Origin of the sequence: Cellulosimicrobium cellulans, assembly GCF_001722485.1 — a bacterium.
Lineage (GTDB): Bacteria > Actinomycetota > Actinomycetes > Actinomycetales > Cellulomonadaceae > Cellulosimicrobium > Cellulosimicrobium cellulans_A.
In genome coordinates, this window is the sequence record NZ_LWGL01000021.1 from 17,020 (window position 1) to 31,030 (window position 14,011).

Annotated in this window: 12 protein-coding genes; 4 read left to right on the top strand and 8 right to left on the bottom strand. The window is 75.3% G+C overall.

The window, feature by feature from the left end; translation table 11 throughout:
* Positions 1-75: 75 nt before the first annotated feature.
* The 5 genes from JZ5iCDA_RS04375 to JZ5iCDA_RS04395 form a co-directional block, all read right to left on the bottom strand.
* Entirely contained in the window at positions 76-879 is an 804-nt protein-coding gene (locus JZ5iCDA_RS04375; RefSeq protein WP_069386043.1) for a glycosyltransferase family 2 protein, read from the bottom strand.
* Positions 876-2,555, bottom strand: coding sequence for a RecQ family ATP-dependent DNA helicase (locus JZ5iCDA_RS04380; RefSeq protein WP_069386044.1), 1,680 nt, complete (start codon positions 2,553-2,555; stop codon positions 876-878). Before JZ5iCDA_RS04380 ends, JZ5iCDA_RS04375 begins: the two co-directional genes overlap by 4 nt.
* Positions 2,552-4,360: a pyruvate dehydrogenase gene (locus JZ5iCDA_RS04385; protein ID WP_253181948.1), complete on the bottom strand. Its 1,809-nt coding sequence runs from the start codon at positions 4,358-4,360 to the stop codon at positions 2,552-2,554. Before JZ5iCDA_RS04385 ends, JZ5iCDA_RS04380 begins: the two co-directional genes overlap by 4 nt.
* Before the next feature lie 101 nt (positions 4,361-4,461).
* On the bottom strand, positions 4,462-5,475 hold the full coding sequence (locus tag JZ5iCDA_RS04390; RefSeq protein WP_069386045.1) for an NAD(P)/FAD-dependent oxidoreductase: 1,014 nt from the start codon (positions 5,473-5,475) through the stop codon (positions 4,462-4,464).
* Positions 5,476-5,558: 83 nt separating this feature from the next.
* Positions 5,559-6,476 (bottom strand): class I SAM-dependent methyltransferase, encoded by a 918-nt coding sequence (locus JZ5iCDA_RS04395; protein ID WP_069386046.1) that lies wholly within the window; start codon positions 6,474-6,476, stop codon positions 5,559-5,561.
* Positions 6,477-6,523: 47 nt separating this feature from the next.
* Here JZ5iCDA_RS04395 and JZ5iCDA_RS04400 point away from each other — a divergent pair, with 47 nt between their 5' ends.
* A complete protein-coding gene (locus JZ5iCDA_RS04400) occupies positions 6,524-7,111 on the top strand; it encodes a helix-turn-helix domain-containing protein (protein WP_069386047.1) in 588 nt (195 codons plus the stop codon).
* Here the strand turns inward: JZ5iCDA_RS04400 and JZ5iCDA_RS04405 are convergent.
* The gene (locus JZ5iCDA_RS04405) at positions 7,095-8,375 is read right to left on the bottom strand and encodes an MFS transporter (protein ID WP_436967385.1); all 1,281 of its coding nucleotides are present in this window, start codon (positions 8,373-8,375) and stop codon (positions 7,095-7,097) included. The two genes, JZ5iCDA_RS04400 and JZ5iCDA_RS04405, sit on opposite strands and share 17 nt — an antisense overlap.
* 45 nt (positions 8,376-8,420) lie before the next feature.
* Here JZ5iCDA_RS04405 and JZ5iCDA_RS04410 point away from each other — a divergent pair, with 45 nt between their 5' ends.
* From JZ5iCDA_RS04410 to JZ5iCDA_RS04420, 3 genes are all read left to right on the top strand, one after another.
* Positions 8,421-8,720, top strand: coding sequence for a GNAT family N-acetyltransferase (locus JZ5iCDA_RS04410; protein ID WP_069386048.1), 300 nt, complete (start codon positions 8,421-8,423; stop codon positions 8,718-8,720).
* 132 nt (positions 8,721-8,852) lie between these two features.
* The gene (locus JZ5iCDA_RS04415) at positions 8,853-10,715 is read left to right on the top strand and encodes an FAD-binding protein (protein WP_171905294.1); all 1,863 of its coding nucleotides are present in this window, start codon (positions 8,853-8,855) and stop codon (positions 10,713-10,715) included.
* Entirely contained in the window at positions 10,712-11,461 is a 750-nt protein-coding gene (locus JZ5iCDA_RS04420) for a 2Fe-2S iron-sulfur cluster-binding protein (protein WP_069386050.1), read from the top strand. Before JZ5iCDA_RS04415 ends, JZ5iCDA_RS04420 begins: the two co-directional genes overlap by 4 nt.
* A 17-nt stretch (positions 11,462-11,478) precedes the next feature.
* Here JZ5iCDA_RS04420 and pgm read toward each other — a convergent pair whose 3' ends face one another.
* A complete protein-coding gene (gene pgm, locus JZ5iCDA_RS04425; RefSeq protein ID WP_069386051.1) occupies positions 11,479-13,161 on the bottom strand; it encodes a phosphoglucomutase (alpha-D-glucose-1,6-bisphosphate-dependent) in 1,683 nt (560 codons plus the stop codon).
* 31 nt (positions 13,162-13,192) lie between these two features.
* Positions 13,193-14,011 (bottom strand): TetR/AcrR family transcriptional regulator (locus tag JZ5iCDA_RS04430; protein WP_139122950.1); only part of this gene is annotated, 819 nt, incomplete at its 5' end.

Consider the following 14,011-nt stretch of genomic DNA (forward strand, 5'->3'; position numbering starts at 1 on the left):
CGTGAAGGCGCGCTCACCCTACCGTGACGCGCCTGGCCTGGGGGAACCCCTGTGGGGAAAGCGGATGGGGAGCACTCACCATCGGTGGTTGCCGGGAAGGCCACGGACCGTCGGCACGGCCCCGTCACGGCCCGCCCAGCGGCGTCCCACCCGCGGGCCGAGCCCCGGCGCGTGCAGCATCGAGGTGCGCGCGCCCCACGCCCCGCGCGCCGCGATGCCGCGCAGGCTCACGAGCGGGCGGCCGGAGACGGTCACGCGCAGCGCCGCGTCACGCTCGACGCGCCCGCGACCGCGCACGTGGTAGCTGAGGTCCATGTCGTCGTGGATCGACGGGACGTCGTCGTGCACCTCGTCACGGACCGCACGCCACACGTCCGCCCGCATCGCGAGGTTGGAGCCGAACAGCGCGGTGCCGCGCACGAGCGCGCCGACGAGCAGGAAGTACGCGCCGAGGTAGAGCGACCCGCCGAGGTGCCCGAGCGCGCGGTGCACGCCGGCGAAGTCAGCGGGGCCGGTGAGCGCGGCGAGGTCCGGCTCGGCACCGAAGCGGGCGGCGACGTGCTCCACCCAGGTGGGGGGCAGCACGGTGTCGGCGTCGCAGCGCGCGACGACCTCGGTGCGGGCGGCGTCGTAGCCCCGCGCCGCCGCCGGCCAGATGCCGCGCCGCGGCTCGTGCAGCACCGTCGCCCCGTGCGCGCGCGCGACGGCGACGCCGTCGTCCCGCGACCCGTTGTCGACGACGACCACGGCGTCGGGCGCGCGCGTCTGCGCGGCGACCGAGCGCAGCAGCCGGTCGAGGTGGGCGGCGTCGTCGAGCACCGGCACGACGAGCGTGACGCCGGCGGACCGGCGCGTCGTCCCGGTGCGGCGCGACGTCATGCCGGGTCGAGGAGGTCGTGCTGCGCGACGGCGTCGAGGCTGAGCGTCCGGTAGCCGTGCGACGCGAACAGCACGGTGACCCGCGAGTGCATGCCCTCACCGCCGCCCTCGTAGCCCATGACCGTGCCCTCGCCGAACTCGTCGTGGCGCACCGTGGAGCCGACGGCGAACGGCACGTCCCCGTCGTCGAGCGCCTGCTCGGCGGCGGTCCCGGCCCAGCACGTGTCGCAGCGTCCGCACGGCTCCGCGAGCTCCTCGCCGAGGTAGGCGAGGAGGAACTGGCGGCGGCACTGCGTCGTCTCCGCGTACCCCCGCATCATCTCGAGCCGGGAGTCCTCCATGCGGCGCCGCTCCTCGGCGAGCTCGACCGCGGCGTCGGCGACGGCGGCCGGCCGCGCGTCGGGCCCCAGCAGCGCCCGTGCGTCCGTGACGAGCGCGCGCAGGCGCGCGAGGCGGCGGGGGAGGCGCGACCCCGCGACGTCGTCCGCCGTGCCGCCGCCCTCTGCGTCGTCACCCTCCGCGCTCTCGGCGGCCTCGGCGCGCCGCAGCGCGCGGGCCACCTCCAGCACGTCGTCGCGCCCGGGGACCGCGACGCGGAAGTACCGCTGCAGCCCGAGGTCCTCGGGCCGGTAGAACAGCACGGCTACCGCGGGCTCGCCGTCGCGGCCCGCGCGGCCGACCTCCTGGTAGTAGCCGTCCGGGGAGCCCGGCACGTCGGCGTGCACGACGAACCGCACGTCCGGCTTGTCGATGCCCATGCCGAACGCCGACGTCGCGACGACGACGTCGACCTCGTCCTCGGTGAACCGTCGCTGGGCCTCCTCGCGGTCGGCGCGCCGCATGCCGCCGTGGTACTCGGCGACGCGCAGGGCCCTCCCGGTGCTCGCGTCGGCGAGCGCCTCCGCCAGCTCGGTCGTGTGCCGGCGCGTCGCGACGTAGACGATGCCGACGCCGTTCTCCGCCTCCTGCCGCACGCGCTCGACGACCGCGCGCCGCTTGTCGGCGTCCTCGACCGCGCGCACGACCTCCAGCGCGATGCCCGGGCGGGCGAACCCGCGCACGATCACCGCGGCGTCGCGCAGGTGCAGCCGGGCCGCGACGTCCTCGCGCACCGGCGGGGCCGCGGTCGCGGTGAGGGCGATGACGCGCGGGCGCGGGTCGAGCGTGTCGATGCGCTCGCCGAGCCGCAGGTACTCGGGCCGGAAGTCGTGCCCCCACACGGAGACGCAGTGCGCCTCGTCGACGGCCACGAGGCTCGGGCGCGCGGCGCGCACGGCGTCGAGGACCTCGTCGTTCGCGAGCTGCTCGGGCGACAGGAAGAGGAACTCGAGCTCGCCGGCGGCCGCCGCCTCGAGCGCCCGGCGCCGCTCCGCGACGGGCACGGCCGAGCTCACGGCGGCCGCGGCGGCGTCGCCGTCGCCCAGCTCGCCGAGCGCGCGCACCTGGTCCTGCTGGAGCGCGATGAGCGGCGAGACGACGAGCGTCGGCCCGGGCAGCTCGAGGCCCGGCAGCTGGTAGACCGCGGACTTGCCCGCGCCCGTCGGCAGGACGAGGAGCACGTCGCGACCCTCGAGGAGCGCGGCGATCGCGTCGGCCTGGCCCGGTCGCAGCCGGTCGTAGCCGAAGACCTCGCGCGCGGTCTCGCGGACGTCGGCGAGCGTCGGGTCGTCGCTCACGGGCGCGGCACGTTGCGCAGGTTGGCGCGGGCCATGGACACGACCTCGCCCATGCCGCCGCCGAGGATCTCCTTGCTCATCGCGACGGCGAACCCGCGCACCTGCCCCGCGGTGATGTTCGGCGGGATGGACAGCGCGCGCGGGTCCGTCACGACGTCGACGAGCGCCGGGCCGGGGCGGTGCAGCGCGTCCTCGAGCGCGCGGCGCACGTCCTTCGGCTTCTCGACGCGCACGGCCGGGATGCCGATCGCCTCCGCGACGGCCGCGTAGTCGACGGACGGCGACTCGGTGCCGAACATCGGCAGGCCGTCGACGAGCATCTCGAGGCGCACCATGCCGAGGCTCGCGTTGTCGAACAGCACGACCTTCACCGGCAGGTCGTAGTGCTTGAGCGTGATGAGCTCGCCGAGCAGCATCGACAGGCCGCCGTCGCCGGCCATGGCGACGACCTGGCGGTCGTGGCCCGCGTCGCGCGAGGCCGCCGCGATCCCGATGGCGTGGGGGACCGCGTTGGCCATCGACCCGTGCAGGAACGACCCGACGATGCGCCGCCCCGGGCTCGGCGTGATGTAGCGCGCGGCCCAGACGTTGCACATGCCCGTGTCGACGGTGAAGACGGCGTCGTCGCCCGCGACCTGGTCGAGCGTGTCGGCGACGTACTCGGGGTGGATGGGCGTCGTGCGCTCGACCTTCTTCGTGTACGCGCCGACGACGCCGGTCATCACCTTCTCGTGCTTGGCACGCATCTGGTCGAGGAACCGGCGCGACCGCGCCTTCGTCACGAGCGGCAGGAGGGCGCGCACCGTCTCGCCGACGTCGCCGACGACCGCGAGGTCGAGCCGGGTGCGCCGTCCGAGGTGGGCGGGCTCGACGTCGACCTGCGCGGTGCGGACCTCGGCCGGGAGGAACTGGTCGTAGGGGAAGTCGGTGCCGAGCAGCAGGAGCAGGTCGCAGTCGTGCATCGCGTCGAAGCACGCGCCGTAGCCGAGGAGGCCCGACATGCCGACGTCGAACGGGTTGTCGTACTGGATGAACTCCTTGCCGCGCAGCGAGTGGCCCACGGGCGCGGCGATCTTGTCGGCGAGCGCGAGGACGTCGTCGCGCGCCCCGCGCACGCCCGCGCCGGCGAAGATCGTCACCTTCTTCGCCGCGTCGATCGCCTCGGCGAGCTCCTGCACGGACTGCGGGTCCGGGACGACGCGCGGGCGCGCGGGGCGCGTGGCGACGTCGGGGACGGCCGCGGGGGCGTCGAGGTCCGCGACGTCGCCGGGCAGGGTCAGCACGGAGACGCCCGGACCGGCGAACGCGTGGTGGATCGCGGAGTTGATGACGCGCGGCGCCTGCTCGGCGCTCGAGATCATCTCCGAGTACACGGAGCACTCCGTGAAGAGACGGTCGGGGTGCGTCTCCTGGAAGAAGCCGGTGCCGATCTGCTTGCTCGGGATGTGGCTCGCGATGGCGAGCACGGGCACGCGCGAGCGGTTGGCGTCGTACAGGCCGTTGATGAGGTGGAGGTTGCCCGGCCCGCACGAGCCCGCGCACACCGCGAGGTCGCCCGTGACCTCGGCCTCGCCGGCGGCTGCGAACGCGGCGGCCTCCTCGTGGCGCACGTGCACCCACTCGATGCCCTTGCCCGCGTTGTCGCCGGCGTTCGAGCGGCGCACCGCGTCCACGATGGGGTTGAGGCTGTCGCCGACGATGCCGTAGATCCGGCGCACCCCCGCCTCGATGAGCTGCGCGACGAGCAGGTCCGCGACCGTGCGGTCACGCATGTCCTGCGGGGAGCGGCCGATTCCGAACGGCATGACGTACCTCCACGAGCGGGGACGGTTCGCCGTCCATCGTGCTCCCCGGTCCGCGCGCGTGCAGCGCGAGGCGAGGCCCGACGGGCGTCTCGTGCGTCACGTCACCGCGCGGCGGAGTACGGGGACCGGCGCCGCTCGACCGCGCGGGCGACGTCCTCGTGGACGAGCTCGGCGTTGATCTGGGCGCCCGCCATGACGCCGGCGGCGGCCGCCGCGCCGACCATGGCCGCGAGGTCGCTGGAGTTCCCCGCCGCCCACACGCCCGGCAGCGGCGTCGCGCCGCGCGCGTCGGCCGGCACGTAGCGCCCGCCCACGGCGTGGTCGTCGAGCGTCCCGCCGAGCTGCTCGAACAGCTCGCCGCGCGCGACGAGGTAGGGCGCGACGGCGACGGCGTCGACGTCGATCGTCGTGCCGTCCTCGAGGACGACGCCCGCCAGCCGGGAGCTGTCGTCGACCGCGAGGCGCGCGACCCGGCCCTCGACCACGCGCACGCCGAGCGCCGCGAGCTGCTCCCAGGCCGCGTCCTCCGGCTCGGGGGCGGTGTGGAGGAAGATCGTCACATCGTCGCTGAGCTGGCGCAGCAGCAGCGCCTGGTGGATGGCGTTCGTGCTGGTCGCGAGCACGCCGATCCGGCGCCCGCGCACCTCGTAGCCGTGGCAGTACGGGCAGTGGAGCACGTCGCGGCCCCAGAGCTCGCGCACGCCGGGCACGTCGGGCAGCTCGTCGACGAGGCCGCTCGCGAGGAGCAGGCGGCGCGCGCGGACGGTCGACGCGCCCACGCCGTCCGCTCCCGCCGGGTCGGCCGGGACGACGTCGAGCTCGAACCCGTCCTCGACGCGCCGGGCCGCGACGGCCCGGCCCGGGCGGATCTCGGCGCCGTAGCCGGTCGCCTCGCGCCGTCCGGCCGCGAGGAGCTCGTGCGGCGGCACGCCCTCGCGGCCGAGGAGGTTGTGCGCGCCCTCGGCGGGCGCGTTGCGGAACTCTCCGGCGTCGATGACGACGACGGAGCGCAGCGAGCGCGCGAGCGTCACCGCCGCCGACAGGCCGGCGGGCCCGCCGCCGACGATCGCGACGTCGTAGGTGCCGGCGGCGGTCGTGGTGCTGGGGGAGGTCATGGCGCTCCTCGGGGGGTGCGAAGGGATCCGGGGTACGGAGAGGGATGCGGGAGGGCTGGGTGCGGAGGGTCGCGTTCCGCGGGTCAGGAGGTGCGGGTGACCGCCGGTCGGCGCGCCGACCACAGGATGCGTCCGGCCCGGGCGGACACGCCCGTCGGGAAGGCGGGGTCGTCGAGCAGCGCCGCGACCGCCGCGAGGTCCTCGGGGTCGAGGTGCGGGGCGAGGTGCTCGTGCAGGCGCTCGAGCGTGACGCGGGCCCAGCGGGCCGTCGTCGGGCCGGGTGCGGCCGTGTCCTGGTGCTCCGTGCGCTCGACGGACTCGAACCCGGCCTCCTCGAGGTACGGCGTCCAGTCGGGGTAGCGGTTCCAGCCGGCGTGGACGGTCGCGGCGGCCAGGCGGTCGCCGAGCCCGGGGCGCCCGGCGGTGGGCGGGAGGACGGGCGCGGAGCCGGTGATCTCGACGACCGCGACGAGTCCGCCGGGCATCAGCGCGTCGTGGGCGTCGCGCAGCACCCGGGCCGGGTCGGCCACGTGGTGCAGCGACGCGGACGCCCACACGACGTCGGCCTGCCCGGCGCCGACCTGCTTCGTAGCGGCCGGCCACGCGACGTCGAGGTCGGCCTCGACGGTGCGCACGCGGTCGGCGACGCCCGCCTCCGCGGCGGCGCGCGCGACGCGGTCGAGCATCGTCGCCGAGCTGTCGACCGCGACGACCTCGGCGTCGGGGAACGCGAGCGCGAGCGCGACCGTGCCCGTCCCGGTGCCCGCGCCGAGGTCGAGCACCGTGCGGGTGGTCGCGGGGGCGAGGGCGGCGACCCTGCCGACCACGTCGCCGAGGAGGTCGGCGAAGACGGCGGCGTCCAGGTCGAGCAGCTCGAGCCACGCGGCCACGTCCTCGGGGGAGGGCTGGTGGTGCCCGTGGCTCTGGTGGTGCGCGTGGGTGCCGGTGTGCGCGTGAGGTCGGGCGTGCTCGTGGTGTCGGGTGTGCTCGTGCGCGGTCATGGTCCGACCGTACGCCGTCGGTGCGCCGCGGGCATACACTTTTGCGCATGACGCAAGAACTGGATCTCGACGCGGTCGTCCGCCAGCGCATCCGCGGGCTGCGCCTCGCGCGCGGCTGGACGCTCGACGCGCTCGCGGCGCGCTGCTACCTGAGCCCGTCGACGCTCAGCCGCATCGAGACGGGCGGCCGCCGGATCGCGCTCGACCAGCTCGTCCCGCTGGCGCGGGCGCTCGGCACGACGCTCGACCAGCTCGTCGAGCCCGTCGACGACGAGGACGTCGTCATCCGGCCCGAGCCCAGCAACCGCGAGGGCGTGACGACGTGGCTGCTGTCGCGCGAGCGCGGGGGCAAGACGGTCGCCAAGATGCGCTTCACGCCCGAGCACCCCACGGGCCCCGACCGCCTGCGCGTGCACCCCGGCCACGAGTGGTTCACCGTGCTCTCGGGCACCGCGTGCCTGTACCTCGCGGAGCGCCGCATCCTCGTCCACGAGGGGCAGGCGGCCGAGTTCTCCACGATGGTGCCGCACTCCTTCGGGGCGCACGGCGGGCCGGTCGAGATCCTCACGATCTTCGACCACGACGGCGAGCGGGCCCACCTGCGCGACGCCCCCGAGGTCAGTGCGCCGGAGTGACGTCCTCCCGGACGGCGCGCCGGCGCAGCGTGCGCAGCGCCGCGACCGCGAGCACGACGGCGAGCACGCCCGCCGCGACGACGACCTCGAAGCCCGCGTGCGCCCCGGACGCGTCGATCCGCGACCCGGCGACCGACGACCCGATCGACACCCCGACGCCGAGCGACGTGCCGACCCACGCCAGGCCCTCGGTGAGCTGGTGCGGCGCCACGAGGTTCTGCACGAGCCCGTTGCCGTTGATGAGCGTCGGCGCGATCGCGAACCCGGTCACGAACATCACCGCCGCGAGCACGGGCAGCGACGTGACGACGAGGAAGAGGCTGACCCCGGCGCCGAGCGCGACGATGCCGATGACGAACCGGCGCCACAGCGGCGAGACCCACGTCCGCGCGCCGTACGCGAGGCCGGAGATGCACGACCCGAGCGCGAAGACGCCGAGGATCAGCCCGGCCACGGCGGGGGCGCCGTGCTCCTCGGCGAACGCGACGGTGGCGACGTCGGTCCCGCCGAACACCACGCCCATCGCGACGAAGACGAGGGCGAGCACGACCATGCCGGGCGCGCGCATCGCGGAGCGCGTGCGCACCCCCGGCTCGACGGTGAACGGCGGCGGCTCGGTGGCGCGCTGCGACAGGAACCACAGGCCCCCGACCGTCACCGCGACGAGCGGCACGACGAGCCCGGCCGACGGCGCCACGAGGGTCGCGAGCACGGTCGCGAGCGCGGGGCCGACGACGAACACGAGCTCGTCGAGCGCCGCCTCGAGCGAGTACGCGGTGTGCAGGCGCCGCGCGTCGTGCACGGCGTGCGTCCAGCGCGCCCGGACCATCGACCCGTAGGAGCCCTGCGTCGCGCCCGCGACGACGGCGGCGGCGTACAGCGCCCATTCCGGCGCGCGCACGGTGGCGCAGGCGATGAGAGCCCCGAGCCCGACCACCGTCGCGCCGAGCAGCGGCAGCATGACCGCACGCTGGCCCTTGCGGTCCACGAGCCGGGCGATCTGCGGCGAGCAGATCGCCTGCACGACCACGAGCACCGCGGCCACGCGGCCCGCGAGCGCGTACTCCCCGTAGATGCCCTGGACCATGAGGATCGTTCCGATGCCCACCATCGAGATCGGCAGCCGGGCCACGAGCGCGGCCGCGGAGAACTTCCACGCGCCGGGCACGGCCAGGACGTCGCGGTAGGGGTTGCGCGACGCCGGGGCGTCGCGGGGAGCGTCGCCCTCCGGTGCGTCAGGTTCCGGGGAGGGGTCGTGCGCCACGGGCATAGTGTCGCACCGGGCGGGCTGATCGGGGACGATGACGGCATGAGCCAGCACACGGACCCGCAGGCGGTCGACGTCGTCGAGGTGGAGGACCGGTTCGAGGCGCGCCTGCCCGACGGGACCGTCGCCGGGTTCGCCGAGTACGTGCGTCAGGACGGCGCGGTGGTCTTCACGCACACGGAGGTCGACCCGGCGTTCGAGGGCCAGGGCGTCGGCTCGGCGCTCGTCGCCGGGGCGCTGGACCAGGTGCGGGAGTCCGGGCAGGGCGTCGTCGCGCTGTGCCCGTTCGTCAAGGCGTACGTCGAGCGCCACGCCGAGTACCAGGACCTCGTGCGGCGCTGACGCGGCCAGCGCGACGTCGGGACGTTCGACCGTTGCGCGCCGCGCCCGCCCCGGGGAGCCTTCCGGTATGACGAGCGTCTCCCTGCCCGTGGCCGCGCACGTTCCCGGGGCCCGCCGGTGACGCGTCTGCGCGTGGAGCACGCGGACGTCGTCGTCGTGGGCGGGGGCGCGGCCGGGCTGAGCGCGGCGCTCGCGGTCGCGGAGACGGCCGAGCGCGAGGCGGCCGCGGACGGTGGGGACCGGCCCGTCGTCGCACTCGTGTCGAAGGTCTACCCGATGCGCTCGCACACGGTCGCGGCCGAGGGCGGCGCGGCCGGGGTCGTGGGCGACGACGACTCGCTCGAGCAGCACGTCGCGGACACGCTCACGGGCGGCGCGGGCCTGTGCGAGGAGGACGCCGTCCGGTTCGTCGTCGAGCGCGCCGCGGGCGAGCTGTGGCGACTCGAGCGGTACGGCATGCCGTGGAGCCGCGCGGACGACGGGCACGTCGCCGTCCGCCGGTTCGGCGGGATGAGCCGGCCCCGCACGTGGTTCGCCGCCGACCGGAGCGGCTTCCACCTGCTGCACACCCTGTTCCAGACGTCGCTGCGGCACTCCGACGACGGCGGGGTGATCCGCCGGTACGACGAGCACCACGTGCTCGACCTCGTGGTCACCGGCGACGCGGGGACGTCGGCCCGGCAGGTGCGGGGCGTCGTCGTGCACGACCAGCACCGCGGCGAGCCGCTGCTGATCGCCGCGCCCGCCGTGGTGCTCGCGACCGGTGGCGCGGCCCGCGCGTGGGGCACGAGCACGAACGCGGGCATCGTCACGGGCGACGGCATGGCGATGGCGCTGCGCGCGGGCGTGCCGTTGCGCGACCTCGAGCTGCTCCAGTTCCACCCCACAGGTCTGCCGGGCAGCGGGATCCTCCTCACCGAGGCGGCGCGCGGCGAGGGCGGCGTGCTGCTCGACGCCGAGGGGCGGCGCTACCTCGCGGACTACGGGCTCGGGCCGGAGACCCCCGTGGGCGAGCCGGTGCCGCGCACCATGGAGCTCGGCCCGCGCGACCGCATCTCCCAGGCGTTCTGGCACGCCGACCGTGCCGGGCGCACGATCCCGACGCCCGACGGCGGCGTCGTGCACCTCGACCTGCGCCACCTCGGGCGCGACCGGAACGCCGAGCGCCTGCCGCTCGTGGCGAGCCTCGCGAAGCAGTTCGCGGGCGTCGACCCGGCGCTCGAGCCCGTGCCCGTCCGCCCGACGGCGCACTACACGATGGGCGGCGTCCGCACCGACGCGCGGGGAGCGACGGAGATTGGTGGGCTGTTCGCCGCGGGAGAGTGCGCATCCACCGGCCTGCACGGGGCGAACCGACTCGGGTCGAACTCGCTCGTGGAGACGCTCGTCGTCGGGCGGGCAGCGGGGGCGCTGGCGCTCGCGCGGGCGCGAGAGACCGGGTTCGTGAACAGGTTCGCCGGCGCGGGGGCGGACGTCGACCCGTCCGTCGTCGACCGTGCCGCCGACTCCGCCGAGCAGTACCTCGCGATGCGGGGCCGCGGTACCGAGCCGCCCGCCGCGATCCGCGCGGAGCTGGGCCGCGTGCTCGACGCCGATGTCGGGATCTTCCGCGACGCCGACGGCCTGCGGCGCGCGCTCGAGACCGTCGAGGCGCTGCGCGAGCGGTACGCCGACGTGCACGTCGCGGACACGAGCACGGTGCTCAACACGGACTGGGCGTCGACCGTCGAGCTCGGCGCGACGCTGCTCGTCGCGCACGCCGCGGTCGCCGGGGCGCTCGCGCGCGAGGAGTCGCGCGGCGCGCACCAGCGCCTCGACTTCCGAGACGCCGGCGACGCGCCGCTCCACTCGCTCGCGACGCTCGGCGCCGACGGCGCGATGACCATCGCGCACGTGCCGGTCGGCGCCCCGCCGGGCGCCGAGCACGAGCTTGCCGCCGGGATGCGGCCGATGACGACATCGACGTCGTTGTCGGCCGGGGGAGGGGACGCGTGAGCGAGCAGACGGTGCAGCTGGAGGTCGCGCGCCAGGAGCCCGACGGCGCAGCGCGGCGCGACGTGTTCGACGTGCCGTTCGACGACCGCACGTCCGTGCTCGACGCGCTGCAGTGGGTCAAGGACCACGCCGACCCGACGCTGACCTTCCGGTGGTCGTGCAAGATGGCCGTCTGCGGCTCGTGCGGCGTCATGGTGAACGGCCGCCCCGTGCTGGGGTGCGAGACGTTCGTGCGCGGCTACCGCGCGTCGGGTCTCGTCGTGGAGCCGCTCGCGCACGCCCAGGTGCTGCGCGACCTCGTCGTCGACACCGACACGTTCGTCGGCAAGCTCGCCACGGTGAAGCCGTGGCTCGTGCCCGACGGCGCGACACGGCTCCCGCTCGCCGACGACGCAACGCCGTCGTCGGGCAGCCTCCAGGCGCCCGGCGAGCTCGCGGCGTTCCGCGACTTCGCGCAGTGCATCGACTGCATGCTGTGCTACGCGGCGTGCCCACAGCTCGACGCGGCGCCGGACTTCCTCGGCCCGGCCGTCGTCGCGACGGCGCGGCGCTGGGACGAGGACTCGCGCGACGGCGGCGAGCTCGCGCGCGCGGACGTGCTCGACACCGAGCTCGGCGCGTGGCCGTGCATCCAGATCGGTGCCTGCACGCAGGTGTGCCCCAAGGGCGTCGACCCGGCCCGCGCCCTGCGCGACGCCCAACGTGTCGCGACGGAGACGTGGGAGGCGCGCCAGGCGTCGGGCTGAGCCCTCGGCGGGCCGGGTCAGCCGCCGAGCGCGGCGGAGACGACGTCCTTGGCCTCGGCCTGGACCTGCTGCAGGTGCTGCTCGGAGACGAACGACTCGGCGTAGATCTTGTAGACGTTCTCCGTGCCCGACGGCCGGGCGGCGAACCACGCGTTCTCGGTCGTCACCTTGAGGCCGCCGATCGCGGCGTCGTTGCCCGGCGCGTTCGTGAGCTTCGCGGTGATCTCCTCGCCGGCGAGCTCGGTCGCGGTGACCTGCTCGGGCGAGAGCTTGCCGAGGGTCGCCTTCTCCTCGAGGGTCGCGGGCGCGTCGACGCGCGCGTACCAGGACTCGCCGTACCGCTCGACGAGCGCACGGTGGTGCTCGGACGGCGACTTCCCGGTCGTCGCGATGATCTCGGACGCGAGCAGCGCGAGGAGCAGGCCGTCCTTGTCGGTCGACCAGACGCGGCCGTCCTTGCGCAGGAACGACGCCCCGGCGGACTCCTCGCCGCCGAACCCGACGGACCCGTCGAGCAGGCCGGGCACGAACCACTTGAACCCGACGGGCACCTCGACGAGGCGGCGGCCGAGCCCGCCGGCGACGCGGTCGATGAGCGCCGAGGACACGAGCGTCTTGCCGATCGCCGCGTCGTCGCGCCAGCCGCCCCGGGCGCCGCCGTAGAGGTACTCGATCGCCACGGCGAGGTAGTGGTTCGGGTTCATCAGGCCGCCGTCGGGCGTGACGATGCCGTGACGGTCGGAGTCGGCGTCGTTGCCCGTCGCGACGTCGAACGGCGCCTGCTCGCCCGTGCCCGTCATGCGCTCCACGAGCGAGGCCATCGCGTACGGCGACGAGCAGTCCATGCGGATCTTGCCGTCCCAGTCGAGCGTCATGAACGACCAGCGCGGGTCGACCTGCGGGTTGACGACCGTGAGGTCGAGCCCGTACCGCTCGCCGATCTCGCCCCAGTACTCGACGGACGCGCCGCCGAGCGGGTCGGCGCCGACGCGCACGCCGGCCTCGCGGATCGCGTCGAGGTCGAGCACGTTCGCGAGGTCGTCGACGTACGTCGTGAGGAAGTCGTGGCGGTGCACGCGCTCCGAGCCGAGGGCCTCCGCGAGCGGCACGCGGCGCACGCTCGCGACGCCCGAGCGCAGGATCTCGTTGGCGCGGTCGGCGATCCAGCCGGTGGCCTCGGACCCGGCGGGGCCGCCGTGCGGCGGGTTGTACTTGAAGCCGCCGTCGCGCGGCGGGTTGTGCGACGGCGTGACGACGATCCCGTCGGCGAGGCCGGGCCCTGACGTGCGCACGCCCTCGGCGGTCGCGGCGCCGTTGTGCAGGAGGATCGACTGCGAGACGGCGGGCGTCGGCGTGAACGAGTCGCGCGCGTCGACGAACGTCTCGACGCCCGCGGCGACGAGCACCTCGAGCGCCGTCTGCCACGCCGGGAGGGACAGCGCGTGGGTGTCGCGGCCGATGAACAGCGGGCCGTCGGTGCCCTGGGAGCGCCGGTACTCGACGATCGCGGCGGTGATCGCGACGATGTGCGCCTCGTTGAAGGCGTGGTCGAGGCTCGAGCCGCGGTGGCCCGACGTGCCGAAGACGACCTTCTGCGCGGGGTCGTCCACGTCGGGGGCGAGGTCGTAGTAGGCGCTGACGACGGCGTCGACGTCGATGAGGTCGCTGGGCTGGGCGGGCGTGCCGGCGCGGGGATCCATGGCTCGATCCTGCCAGGGCGGCGCGCGCTCGTCAGCCGCTGGACGAGGGGTCGTCGTTCGCCCGGTCGATGGCCATCTCGATCGCGTCGAGGAGTCGTTCGAGGCTCGCCTCGAACGACATCTGGGGCGCGTCGAACCCGCCGGCGACGTAGATGCGCGTCATGGTCGGGTACCGGTCGACGTCGAACCAGTCGACCCAGAAGCTGCTCATCGTGGTCCAGTACTCGTCGCTGCCCACGCCCGTGGCGTCCTGCTCGGCGGACTCCGCGATCGTCGCGCGCGCCAGCCCCTGCACGTAGTTCTCGACGAGCCCGAGGATCTCCACGACCTGGACCTCGGACAGGCCGGTGTCGACGATCGTCCGCAGCCCCGCCTCCTGCGCGTCGAGGACGTGGGGTGCGAGGGGCGCGCGCCACATGTTGGTCTGCAGGATCCAGGGGTGGCGCAGGTACAGGTTCCACATCTCGCGCGCGTGGTGCGCGAGCGCGGGGCGCCACGGGTCGCCGGCGGCCGGGAGGTCGAGCTCGGCGTACGCACGGTCGACCATGAGGTCGACGAGCTCGGTGCGTCCCGGGACGTACGTGTACAGCGACATCGCGCCCACGCCGAGCTCGGTCGCGACGCGGCGCATGGACAGGGCGTCGAGGCCACCCTCCTGGGCGACGGCGATGCCGGCGCGGACGACGTCGTCGAGCGTGAGCCGGGCGCGCCGCCCGCGGGTGGCCGGTGCGGGCGGGTCCCACAGCAGGGCGAGGCGCCGCGTGACCTCGGGCGTGCGGACGACCTCTTCCATGTACGCGCGGCCGTGCTCGGCCGCGGCGACGGCGCGCTCGTCGCCCGCCGCGGCGGC

What these genes read in the sequence shown, in the direction of transcription:
- JZ5iCDA_RS04375 (WP_069386043.1), bottom strand. Translation starts at nt 879, where the DNA reads ATGACGTCGCGCCGCACCGGGACGACGCGCCGGTCCGCCGGCGTCACG.
- JZ5iCDA_RS04385 (WP_253181948.1), bottom strand. Translation starts at nt 4,360, where the DNA reads ATGCCGTTCGGAATCGGCCGCTCCCCGCAGGACATGCGTGACCGCACG.
- JZ5iCDA_RS04390 (WP_069386045.1), bottom strand. Translation starts at nt 5,475, where the DNA reads ATGACCTCCCCCAGCACCACGACCGCCGCCGGCACCTACGACGTCGCG.
- JZ5iCDA_RS04395 (WP_069386046.1), bottom strand. Translation starts at nt 6,476, where the DNA reads ATGACCGCGCACGAGCACACCCGACACCACGAGCACGCCCGACCTCAC.
- JZ5iCDA_RS04400 (WP_069386047.1), top strand. Translation starts at nt 6,524, where the DNA reads ATGACGCAAGAACTGGATCTCGACGCGGTCGTCCGCCAGCGCATCCGC.
- JZ5iCDA_RS04410 (WP_069386048.1), top strand. Translation starts at nt 8,421, where the DNA reads ATGAGCCAGCACACGGACCCGCAGGCGGTCGACGTCGTCGAGGTGGAG.
- pgm (WP_069386051.1), bottom strand. Translation starts at nt 13,161, where the DNA reads ATGGATCCCCGCGCCGGCACGCCCGCCCAGCCCAGCGACCTCATCGAC.